This is a genomic window from Sphingomonas sp. Leaf343 (assembly GCF_001423765.1).
Classification (GTDB): domain Bacteria; phylum Pseudomonadota; class Alphaproteobacteria; order Sphingomonadales; family Sphingomonadaceae; genus Sphingomonas.
In genome coordinates, this window is sequence record NZ_LMPG01000016.1 from 148424 (window position 1) to 160126 (window position 11703).

Below are 11703 nucleotides of genomic sequence, written 5' to 3' on the forward strand. Positions count from 1 at the left end.
AGGTGACGGACGCGATCCATACCGCGCCATGCGGGCGGTGCCGACCGGACAATAAAAAAACCGCCCGCCGGCGGGAAGCCGGCGGGCGGGAGTCAGGGCGCGTGCCCGAAGGGACGGCACGCGACAGGAAGGCCGGGCGACACGGAGCGATATCATGCAGGGATCGCCCCGTGTCGGTCATCACATCTTGAAGCTGGCGCTCAGCGAGAACACGCGACCGTTCTTGTAGATCGAGGTCGGCGCGCTCTTGGTGCTGCTATACTGGTAATAGGTCTCGTCGAGCAGGTTGGACGCCTGCGCCTGCACCTGGATATTGTCGGTCAGCGCGTAGGAGATCGACGCGTCGAGCTGACGATAGGCGTCGGTATAGTCCTGCGACTGGAGGCGGCCGACGCGGTAGAAATACTTCGACCGGCGATTGTAGCTGACCCGCGCCTGCAGCGGCCCGTTCTCGTAATAGGGCACGATCGTGACGGTGTTGCGCGACAGGAACGGCAGGCCGGTCGCGATCGAGGTTTCCGCATCCGCGAAGGTGTAGTTGGCCTGGATGCCGAAGCCCCATTTCAGCGCGGTATTGCCCGACAGCGAGAAGCCGGTGACCGACGCGTTGGCGATGTTGATCGGCTGCGAGATCGAATAGCTCTGGGTGATGCCGGTGACGAAGTTGGTGAACGTCACGTCGTCGGTCACCGAATTGCCGATATAGTTGGTGATGTCGCGGTAGAAGACCTCACCCGACAGGAAGCTGCCGGGTGCGAAATACCATTCCGCCGACAGCCCGAAATTGTTCGCCGCATAGGGCTTCAGATCCGGATTGCCGCCGCTGCCCGAGCGGGAGGCGTCGTCGAGCGAGATCGAGCCGGCCAGATCGGAATAGCGCGGACGGGCGATGACCTTGGCCGCGGCACCGCGCAGCACGACGCTGTCGCTGACGTCGAAGATCAGGTTGGCGGCGGGCAGGAAGCGATTGTCGCTCTTGGTGATCTGCGTCGGGGCGAACCGCCCGTTGCTCTGGAGGAAGAAGTTCGATTCGTCGCGCGTGTTGACGAACCGGCCGCCGACGTTGCCGCGCAGCTTGCCGGACTGGAAGTTCGCCTGCAGGTAACCGGACGCGATCTTTTCCTTCACCAGCCAGTAGTCGCCCGGCGAGAAGCCACGCTCGACGTTGGTGGTGCCGAACTTGCGGAGCGCGGCGATGATGCCGTCGCGGTCCAGCGTGGCATAGGGCGTGCCGTTCCCGGACGTGCCGAGGCCGTTATACAGGTCGCCGTCGAGGACGTAGAAATCGAGGTCGCCCAGCGTGAAATTCTGGTTGGTGAAGATCGCGTTGCTGAACGTCTTGTTGCTGTTCTCGTGCGCGACGTAGCGGCCGCCGAACAACAGGCTCTTGATCGGCCCGATGTTGACCTCGCGCTTGAAATTGGCCTCCCCGAAGATCTCCTTGTCGAGCGTGAACCCGGACTGGAGCGGGATGCCGCCGATCTGGCGACCGAAGAAATTGCGGCCGCCATTGTCCTCGCGGTCGGACGCGCTCAGGTTCTCGCCGCCGAGCGCGGTGAAGTTGCTCAGCCACTTGGTCGGGTCGCTGGCGGGCGAGTTCCAGTTGACGATCGTGTTGCGGCCGTTGGCACCCGCGGTGAAGCCCTGCTTCGTGCGGAAATCGAGCAGATATTCGGGGTTCTTGCCGCCCGATGCGCGCGTGCCGCCGAAATTGCCGGTGATTTCCCACCGGTCGGGACGCCAGTCGATCAGCATCGCGACGGAGTCGTTCTTGATGCGGGTGCGGCGATAATTGGTGTCGAGCTGACCCGTCGCGCCGTTGGTCCCGTCCGGTATCCCGGTGAAGGTCGCCGACGTCACGATGCCGTTGTCGAAGGTCGCCGCGCTCATCCGCGATCCTTCGAAGCCATAGGTGTACATGGAATTCGACACGTTGTCGTAATTGCCGCGGATGAACAGGCCGGTGGCGACGACCGACAGATTGTCGGTCGGCTTCGCCTGGATCGCACCGCTGAAGCCGATCCGCTCGCGCTCCTGCTTGAAGAACTCGCGTGCCAGGAACGAGGCGTAGCGGGCGCTGCTGAACGCATCGATCGTCGCCTTGGTGGGCAGCGCGCCGTTGATCGTCGGGCCGCTCGCGACGGTGCCGCCGGCGCCGTTATAGACGATGTTGCCGTTGATATCGCGCGGATACGCCTCCAGCAGGGCGGCGCCGGTGCGATACCAGTAGGTCGCGACGCCGGCGCGGCTGAGCTGCTCCTTGTCGTAGTTGACGGCGCCCAGGAAGCCGATCGTCTCGTCCGCATTGTGCCAGCTGTACAGCGCCGAGCCACGGAAGCTGCCGCGCTTGGCGCGGTCGTTATACTCGCCGCCGGCGGTGACGGCGATCGTGTTCGCCTTCAGGTCGAGCGGCTTGCGCGTCACGATGTCGACGGTCGCGCCGATCGCGCCTTCCTGCAGGCGCGCTTCCGGAGTCTTGTAGACGACCGCCTGGCTGATGATCGTCGGCGACAGCAGCGAATAGTTGAAGCTGCGACTCGACCGGTCGGACGGGTTGCCGCCCCAGTCGGCGGAGGCGACCGAGTGACCGTCGATCGTCAGGCGGTTGAGCGCCGGCTCGACGCCCGCGATCGACAGTTGCTCGCCCTCGCCGAACTGGCGGTCGACCGTCACGCCGGGCAGGCGCGCCAGCGAATCGGCGATGTTGCTGTCGGGCAGCTTGCCGACATCCTCCGCGCTGATGACGTCGACGATGGAATCGGCGCGGCGCTTGGTCTCGATCGCATCGGCAAGGCTGCGGCGGTATCCGGTGACGAGGATCTCGTCGTCGGTGCCGACCTGCGCATCGCCGGACGCGCCGTTTTGGCCGGCATCCTGAGCGGCGGCGATGTCGGCGAAGCCGATCACGCCCGACAGCGCGGTGGTGAACAGGATCAGTTGGCGGATGGTCATGCTGCAAGTCCCTTTCGGGATGCGCCCAGCAGCGCAGCCCCCCCGAAATCACCGCGTTGCTGGCGGCGGTCACTGTTCCTGTCCGCTCCGGCGCATCAATCGGCCCGATACGATGTTCGTGACGCATCTTCATAACCAATGTAGACCAGTGACGCTACCAAAAATGACAAATCGATTTCAGATGGGGAATCGTATAATGACTACAGTGGGAAAGCGACACAACCTCTTGATGTGTGGCGGTGTAGGGGCGGCGGCATGACGGGCATCCGATCCCGGAACGGGACACCCGCGACGTTGGAAATCTGCGTCGATTCGCCGGCCGGCATCGCTGCGGCGATCGCGGGCGGCGCGGACCGGATCGAGCTGTGTTCGGCACTCGACGTGGGCGGATTGACGCCCGGCGGCGCGCTGGCGGAGATCGCCGTCGCCCGCGCCGCGGACGCGGGCATCGCCGTGCATGCGATGGTACGGTCCCGCAGCGGCGACTTCGCGTATGACGCCGACGAGATCGATCTGGCGATCCGTGAGGCCATCATGCTGGTCGACCGGGGCGTTCAGGGTCTGGTGTTCGGCGCCGTACGGCACGGCCGGATCGACGAGGATGCGACGGCCCGGTGGGTGAAGGGCGTCCGTACCGGTGTCGACCGTCCCGTCGCTCTGGTCTTTCACCGCGCGATCGATCTGGTCGACGACCCCGTCGGCGCGGTCGATCGCGTCGCCGCGCTGGGGTTCTCCCATATCCTGACATCGGGTGGCGCACCGACCGCTGGACAGGCGCACGACGTGATCGCGGCGATGATCGCTCGCGCGGCGGCCCCTGTAGCGGCGGCCCCTGTAGCGGCGGCCGGTTTAGCGGCGGCCGGTTTAGCGAAGGGGCGCGTGGAGGTGATCGCCGGGTCGGGCGTGCGGCCGGATAACGTCGCCGCGCTGGTGGCGGCAACCGGCGTCGCCGCCGTGCATGCTTCCGCAAGCCGGTCTCTGGCGGAAAGCGACGCCCGCGTGGTCGCGATGGGGTTCGCATCGGCACCGCGGCGGGTCACCGATGCCGACGTGGTGACCCGGTTGAAGATGGCATTAGACAACAAGTCCAATGTAAGACAATAAGACAGGATCATGCCCGTGTCGCGCCGCCGTGCGCACGGAACGGGCGGGCCATGACCGAGGGGGCGGCAGGGCGATGGGTGTTTCGGAGGAGTTCACGGGCAGGATCGGCCGCTTCAGGAGCGGTAACGCCTCGCCCCTGTATCTTCAGCTCCAGCAGCTGATCCGCGAGGCGATCGAGAAGGAATCGATCGCGCGCGGCGATGCGATTCCCGCCGAACGCGATCTCGCACTGGATTACGACGTATCGCGGATCACCGTCCGCAAGGCGATCGCCGGTCTGGTCGAGGAGGGGCTTCTGACGCGCCGCCGGGGTGCGGGCACCTTCGTGGCCGGGCGGGTGGAGAAGAACTTCTCCAAATTGTCGTCGTTCAGCGAGGATATGGTCGCGCGCGGCCGGGTGCCGAGCAGCGCGTGGGTATCGCGCGCGACGGGTACCGTCAGCCCGGAGGAATCGATGGCGCTGGGCCTGTCGCCGAGCGCGCCCGTCCACCGTTTCACGCGTATCCGCTGCGCCGACGAGGTGCCGATGGCGCTGGAATTCTCGACCATCGCGGGCTTCTGTCTGCCCTCGATCGAGGCGGTCGGCGATTCGCTCTACACGGCGCTCGACCAGGCCGGGCACCGTCCCGTGCGTGCGCTGCAACGGTTGCGCGCGGTGCCGTTCGGGTCCGAACATGCGCGGATGCTGGGCGTCGATACGGGGCAGCCCGGCCTGCTGATCGAACGGCGCGGGTTCCTGCGCGACGGTCGCGCGGTCGAATTCACCCGCTCCTATTATCGCGGCGACGCCTACGACTTCGTGGCCGAACTGTCCGACATCTGATCCTGATTTTAAATGAGGCTTTCGTGATAACCGACGCACCCCGATCGCCTGCCGCGACCACGCTGATGCGATCCGAAACGCTGGAAGCGCCGGCGCGCGTGGCGGAGATGATCGCGCGCAACGCCGCCGGCTATGCGGCTTTGGGGGAGCGTCTGCGGCGGGAACCGCCCGACGTCGTCATCACCTGCGCGCGCGGGTCGTCCGATCATGCCGCCACGTTCGGCAAATACCTGATCGAGACGCTGGTCGGCGTGCCCGTCGCGTCCGCCGCGCCGTCGGTCGTGTCGCTCTTCGACGCCAGCGTGACGACGCGGCGCGCGCTCTGCATCGCGATCTCGCAATCCGGCCGCAGCCCGGACCTGCTGGCGACGGTGGCCGCCTATGCCAGCGGCGGCGCGCACGTCGCCGCGTTCGTCAACGACGAGACGTCGCCGCTGGCGGAGGCGGCGGATACGCTGCTGCCGCTCTGGGCCGGGTGGGAGAAATCGGTGGCGGCGACCAAATCCTGCATTGCGGCGATGGCCGGGCTGGCGGGGCTGGTCGCTGCATGGTCGGGCGACGTGCGGCTGAAGGCGGCGCTCGACGCGCTGCCGGACGCGCTGGCGCAGGCGGTGCGTCAGGACTGGAGCGCGGGCGTCGAGCCGCTGGCGGACGTGTCGCAGATGTTCGTGCTGGGGCGTGGCTATGGCTTCGGCATCGCGCAGGAGTGCGCGCTGAAGCTGAAGGAGACGTGCGCGATCCAGGCGGAGCCGTTCAGCGCGGCGGAGGTGCGGCACGGCCCGATGGCGATCGTGCGGGACGGTTTCCCGTTGCTCGCGCTGGCGACGTCGGACGCGGCGGGTGCGGACGTGGTGAAGGCGGCGGGCGAGTTCGAGGCGCGCGGCGCGGCGGTGCTGCTGGCGCGCGCGGGTGGGCCGTCGCTGTTGCCCGCGGCGGTCGCGCATCCCGCGATCGAGCCGATCCTCTTGCTGGCGAGCTTCTATGGTCTGGCGGAGCAACTGGCGCGGCGGCGCGGCCTCGATCCGGATCAGCCGCCCTTCCTGTCGAAGGTGACGCGCACGCTATGACGACGATGCGGTTCGGAAACGGCCATGTCGTGGCCGGCGGCGACATATGGCCCGGGGCGACGATCACGCTGGCGGGCGGGCGGATCGGCCACATCGCCGCGCACGACGGTGCCGGCGACGTCGATCTGGACGGCGGCTGGCTGATGCCCGGCTTCATCGATACGCAGGTCAATGGCGGCGGCGGCGTGTTGTTCAACAACGACATCGGCGTCGATGCCATTGCGGCCATCGCCCGCGCGCATGCGGCGTACGGCACGACGGCGCTGCTGCCGACGCTCATCAGCGAAACGCCCGACCGGATCGACGCCGCGCTGACGGCGACCGATGCCGCCATCGCCGCGGGCGTGCCGGGCGTCGTCGGCGTCCATATCGAGGGGCCGTTCCTGAACGTCGCGCGCAAGGGCATCCACGATCCGGAGCGGTTCCGCCGGCTGGACGCGGAGACGGTCGCTCTGTTGACCCGTCCGCATCGTGGCAGGGTGATGCTCACGATCGCACCCGAACTGACCGATCCGGCCACGATCGCGACGCTGGTCGCGGCGGGCGTGATCGTCAGCGCCGGGCATAGCGAGGCGTCCTATGACGAGGCGAAGGCGGCGTTCGATGCCGGGCTGAGCGGCATCACGCATCTGTTCAACGCGATGCCGCCGATGTTGCAGCGGGAGCCGGGGCTGGTCGGCGCGGCGCTGGACGATGCGCGGCCGTGGTGCGGCCTGATCGTCGACCGCGTCCATGTCGCGCCGTCCGTGCTGCGCGTGGCGATGCGCGCGCGTCCGCACGACCGGATGATGCTGGTGACCGACGCGATGTCGTCGGTGGGCGCGGCCGAGAAGGATTTCGTGTTGCAGGGGCGGCGGATCCGCGTCGCGGACGGCATCTGCAGTTTCGCGGACGGTACGCTGGCCGGGTCGGATCTCGACATGGCGCAGGCGGTGGCGAATGCGGTCGCCGATCTCAACGTGCCGGTCGCGACGGTCGCGGCGATGGCCGCGACGAACCCGGCGACCTTTCTCGGTTTGCAGGGCGAGCGCGGGACGCTGGCCAGAGGGCTGCGCGCCGACTGGGTGCAGCTCGATGCGCGCTTCCGGCCGGTGGCGACGTGGATCGGCGGAAGGCCGGTCGCATGAGCCGCAACGCCGATCTGCTCGTCGCGCCGCTTTCGGGCTGGTTGATGCCGCTGGCGCAGGTGCCCGACCCGGTCTTCGCGGAGGGCATGATGGGCGTCGGCGTGGCGATCGACCCGACCGGCGATACGCTGCACGCGCCGTGCGACGCGACCGTGCTGACCGTCCACGCCGCCGGCCATGCGGTGACGCTGCGCACGCCGGCCGGGGCGGAATTGCTGATCCATCTCGGGATCGACAGCGTGGAGATGGCGGGTGCCGGGTTCGAGCGACTGGTGGAGCCGGGGCAGTCCGTCGGTGCGGGGACGCCGCTGATCCGCTTCGATCTCGACCTGATGGCGCAGCGGGCCAGCGCGCTCGCGACCCCGATCGTCCTGACCTCCACCGAGGGGTTCGTGATCGAGGATGTCGCGGACGGCGGTCTGATTGCGGTCGGCGCGCCCCTGCTGCGGCTGGTGACGATCGCGCCCGATCTCCGCCAGCGCCCGGTCGCGGGCGACGTGGCCACGGCATCGGCCACGGTCATCGTCGCGCTGCCGCACGGCATCCACGCGCGGCCGGCGGCGCGGATCGCGGCGGTCGTGCGCGCGGCGGGGGCCAGCGCCACGCTGACGCGCGACGATCGCTGCGCATCGGCGCTGAGCGTGGTCGGCATGCTCGGGCTCGATGCCGTGCGCGGCACCACGCTGACGATCGAGGCGCAGGGCGGCGATGCGGACGCGGCGGTCGCCTCGGTGATCGCGATCCTGACCGCGCAGGAGGACGCCGACACGCCCGCCCCCGCCGCCCCGCGGCCGGCTGCGCCCGTGCAGGCGGAGATGCCGGCCGGTGCGCTGGTCGGCGTACCGGCGGCTCCGGGACTGGCGATCGGCACCGCGCGATGGCTGCGCCTCGCGGCCCCGGCCGTGCCGCCCGCCGCGGATATCGCGACGGAGCGGGAGCGGCTGGCGACCGGCATCGCCCGGCTGCGCGACACGCTGGCGGCGGTCAGCGGCCACAGCGTGCTGGCGGCGCATCGCGCGATCGTGGACGACCCCGATCTCGGCGACGCACTCCGGGCGGCGGTCGAGACGGGCGAGGGCGCGGCGGCGGCGGCGCTGTCGGTGACGCGGGCGCAGGCGGCGTCGCTCGCCCGGTCCGGCGACTCCCGGATCGCCGAGCGGGGCGACGACCTGATCGATATCGGCCAGCGGCTGGCGCATGCGGTGCTGGGCACCGAGCCGGACGCGATCGTCCTGCCATCGGGCACGATCCTGCTGGCGGAGGACCTGTTGCCGTCGCAATTGACCGCGCTGGATGCGGGTGCGCTGGCCGGGATCGCGGTGGTGCGTGGTGGGCCGACATCGCACGTCGCCATCATGGCGGCGGGGATCGGCGTGCCGATGCTGGTCGCGCTGGGCGATCCCCTGACGACGGTCGCCGACGGCGCGACGCTGATCCTCGACGGCGACGCCGGCATGCTGCTGCCCGATCCGGATGCCGATGCGCTCGAACGCGCCCGCGGCCGGATCGAGGCCGCGCGGCTGGCCGAGGCGGAGGCGTTGGCGGCGGCGGCATCGGGTCGGCCGGCGGCGACGGTGGACGGCGTCGCGGTCGGCGTCCACGTCAATCTCGGCAGCGCGGCGGAAGCCGCTGCGGCGGTGGCGGCGGGGGCGGAAGGGTGCGGCCTGCTGCGGACCGAATTGCTGTTCCTGGAGCGGGCGACCGCGCCGACGCGCGACGAACAGGCGGCGGACTATCGCGCGATCGGCACGGCGCTGGGCAACCGGCCGCTGACGATCCGGCTGCTCGACATCGGCGGCGACAAGCCCGCGCCGTATCTGGCGATCGCCGCGGAGGAGAACCCCGCACTGGGCCTGCGCGGCGTCCGCGTGGTGCTGGCGCGGGAGGATGTGCTGGAGGCGCAGGTCGCGGCGATCCTCGATGCCGCCGACGGCGCACCGTGCCGGATCATGGTGCCGATGATCGCCAGCGTCGCCGAACTGGATGCGGTGCGCGTCGTCGTCGACCGGCTGCGCGGATCGCGGCCGGTGCTGCTGGGCGCGATGATCGAGACGCCCGCGGCGGCGATCGGCGCGGACCTGATCGCGCGGCGCGCGGATTTCCTGTCGATCGGCAGCAACGACCTGACGCAATATACGCTGGCGATGGATCGCGGGAACCCGGCGGTCGCGGCGGGGCTGGACGGGATGCACCCGGCGGTGCTGCGGCTGGTCGCGGCGACCTGCGAAGGCGCGGCACGGCACGGCGTGCCGGTCGGCGTGTGCGGTGGTCTCGCCGCCGATCCCCTGGCGGTGCCGATCCTGATCGGGCTGGGCGTGACGTCGCTGTCGGTGCCCGCCGGGCGCATCGCCGCGACGCGGGCCGGGGTCGCCGCCACGGAAACCGTTTCGGCGCACGTCCACGCGCTTCAGGCGCTGGCGTGCGAATCCGCCGCCGATGTCCGCGCGCTGGCGCGTCGCTTTGCCGGGGAGACGATCGCATGACATCGCCGATGGCCTTTCTCCAGCCGCTCGGCCGCGCGCTGATGCTGCCGATCGCGGTGTTGCCCGTCGCCGGGCTGATGCTGCGGCTGGGGCAGCCCGACCTGCTCGACATCGCGTTCCTGTCGGCGGCGGGCGACGCGATCTTCGCGCATCTCGGCCTGCTGTTCGCGGTCGGCGTCGCCACCGGCTTCGCCCGCGACGGCAACGGCGCGGCGGCGATGGCGGGCATCGTCTGCTACCTCGTGGCGGGCAACGGCGCGCAGGTGTTCCTGACCGTGCCGGCGGCGACGCTGGCGGGCGTGCCGGACACCGCGACCGGCCTGGTGACGAGTGCGTGGAAGGCGGCGGCGATCGACCGGCTGCAGGTGCCGATCGGCATCGTCGCCGGCCTGATCGGCGGCCATTTCTACAACCGGTTCGCGACGTTCAGGCTGCCCGATTATCTCGCCTTCTTCGGCGGGCGGCGGTTCGTGCCGATCGTCGCGGGTCTGGCGGGGCTCGTCATCGCCGGGCTGCTGGGGCTGACCTATCCCGGCGTCAGCGCGGGCGTCGATGCGCTCAGCAACGGCGTGGTCGCGGCGGGCGGCTGGGGGCTGTTCGCGTTCGGGTTGCTCAACCGGCTGCTGCTCGTCACCGGGCTGCATCACATCCTGAACAACGTCGCCTATTTCGTGGTCGGCAGCTACGACGGCAAGACGGGCGACCTGTCGCGCTTCTTCGCGGGCGATCCGACCGCGGGCGGCTTCATGAGCGGGTTCTTCCCCGTCATGATGTTCGGCCTGCCCGCCGCGTGTCTGGCGATGTACCACACCGCGCTGCCGGAGCGGCGCAAGGCGGTCGGCGGGCTGCTCTTCAGCCTCGCGCTGACGTCGTTCCTGACCGGCGTGACCGAGCCGATCGAGTTCAGCTTCATGTTCCTCGCACCGGCGCTCTACGCCGTGCATGCGGTCCTGACCGGCGCGGCGGAGGCGATCATGAACGCGCTGGGCGTGCGGCTCGGCTATGGCTTTTCGGCGGGGCTGTTCGATTACGTCCTGAACTTCGGCAAGGCGACCAAACCGCTGCTGCTGCTGCCGATCGGCGCGGCCTATGCGGCGATCTATTACGGGCTGTTCCGCTGGGCGATCGTGAAGTTCGACCTGCCGACCCCGGGGCGCGAGGCGGAGGAGGCGGCGGTCGCGCAGGCACCCGTGCCGGTGACGGAGCGTGCCGCCGCCTATGTCGCGGCGCTGGGCGGGGCGGCGAACCTGCGCGCGGTCGATGCCTGCACCACGCGCCTGCGGCTGACCGTCGCCGACGCGCAGGCGATCGACGAGCCTGCGCTCAAGCGGCTGGGCGCGCGCGGCGTCCTGCGCCCGTCGCCGACGGCGGTGCAGGTCGTGGTGGGCGGCATCGCCGACGGGCTGGCGATGGACATGCGCGCGGTGCTGGACGCCGGGCCGGCCGTGACGACTCCGGCCGTGACGACCCCGGTCGTGACGACCCCGGCCGTGACGACCCCGGTCGTCGTGGCAACGCCCGCCTGCACCCTGCCCGATGCGGTCGCGGCGGCGATCGGCCACGGCAATGTCGTGGCGGCCAGCCGCCTGCCCGGCCGCCTGCGCATCGTCGTGGTGGCGCGGGAGGCGGTCGACGAGGCGGCGCTGGCGGCGCTCGACGCGCGCGCGGTGGTCTGGCTCCGGCCGGATACGCTCCATGTGTTGATGGCGGACGCGTGACCCGCGTCGTCTCGGTCCTCGATCTGGTCGACGATGCCGCGCTGATCGCCGAATATCGTGCACGACATGCACCGGGGGCGGTGTGGCCCGACATCATCCGGTATCTGACGTCGATCGGCTGCGAGAATCTGGAGCTGTGGCAGGTCGCGGACCGTCTGGTGATGATCTTCGAGGCGGCGGAGGGCTATCCGAGGGCCACCGATCCCGCGCTCGACCCCGTGGTCGCGGCGTGGGAGGCGGAGATGAGCGTCTACCAGCGCGTGATCGATCCCGCCGGTCCCAAGTGGTTGCGGATGGAGCGGATTTTCACATATGACGGCGGCGAAGCGATGCCGGGGCGGGCGAAAGGTTAGCCGGGGTCAGTCCACTGGGGTGTTTACGCGGCACCATCCCCTCAAGCCATCCCCGCCCCTTCAAGCCATCCCCGCC

At 69.9% G+C, this 11703-nt stretch carries 8 protein-coding genes; 7 read left to right on the top strand and 1 reads right to left on the bottom strand.

Translation table 11 applies throughout. The annotated features are described in order from the left end of the window. Nucleotides 1-180 precede the first annotated feature (180 nt). The gene (locus ASG07_RS16080; RefSeq protein WP_055849275.1) at nucleotides 181-2952 is read right to left on the bottom strand and encodes a TonB-dependent receptor; all 2772 of its coding nucleotides are present in this window, start codon (nucleotides 2950-2952) and stop codon (nucleotides 181-183) included. Between the two features lie 255 nt (nucleotides 2953-3207). On the opposite strand from ASG07_RS16080, the gene ASG07_RS16085 reads away from it, so the two are divergent. The 7 genes from ASG07_RS16085 to ASG07_RS16115 all read left to right on the top strand — a co-directional run bounded on the left by ASG07_RS16085 (nucleotide 3208) and on the right by ASG07_RS16115 (nucleotide 11627). Beyond that, nucleotides 3208-4056 (top strand): copper homeostasis protein CutC, encoded by an 849-nt coding sequence (locus ASG07_RS16085; RefSeq protein WP_055849279.1) that lies wholly within the window; start codon nucleotides 3208-3210, stop codon nucleotides 4054-4056. A gap of 73 nt (nucleotides 4057-4129) precedes the next feature. Next, nucleotides 4130-4879: a GntR family transcriptional regulator gene (locus ASG07_RS16090; protein ID WP_055849282.1), complete on the top strand. Its 750-nt coding sequence runs from the start codon at nucleotides 4130-4132 to the stop codon at nucleotides 4877-4879. Nucleotides 4880-4944: 65 nt separating this feature from the next. Continuing rightward, nucleotides 4945-5946, top strand: coding sequence for an SIS domain-containing protein (locus ASG07_RS16095; protein WP_055849285.1), 1002 nt, complete (start codon nucleotides 4945-4947; stop codon nucleotides 5944-5946). Beyond that, on the top strand, nucleotides 5943-7073 hold the full coding sequence (nagA, locus tag ASG07_RS16100) for an N-acetylglucosamine-6-phosphate deacetylase (RefSeq protein WP_055849288.1): 1131 nt from the start codon (nucleotides 5943-5945) through the stop codon (nucleotides 7071-7073). Before ASG07_RS16095 ends, nagA begins: the two co-directional genes overlap by 4 nt. Then, the gene (gene ptsP, locus ASG07_RS16105) at nucleotides 7070-9556 is read left to right on the top strand and encodes a phosphoenolpyruvate--protein phosphotransferase (RefSeq protein WP_055849291.1); all 2487 of its coding nucleotides are present in this window, start codon (nucleotides 7070-7072) and stop codon (nucleotides 9554-9556) included. Before nagA ends, ptsP begins: the two co-directional genes overlap by 4 nt. Further along, nucleotides 9553-11274: an N-acetylglucosamine-specific PTS transporter subunit IIBC gene (nagE, locus tag ASG07_RS16110; RefSeq protein ID WP_236694751.1), complete on the top strand. Its 1722-nt coding sequence runs from the start codon at nucleotides 9553-9555 to the stop codon at nucleotides 11272-11274. The genes ptsP and nagE overlap by 4 nt, the downstream gene beginning before the upstream one ends. Continuing rightward, the gene (locus ASG07_RS16115; RefSeq protein ID WP_055849294.1) at nucleotides 11271-11627 is read left to right on the top strand and encodes an L-rhamnose mutarotase; all 357 of its coding nucleotides are present in this window, start codon (nucleotides 11271-11273) and stop codon (nucleotides 11625-11627) included. The genes nagE and ASG07_RS16115 overlap by 4 nt, the downstream gene beginning before the upstream one ends. The last annotated feature ends 76 nt before the right edge of the window (nucleotides 11628-11703 follow it).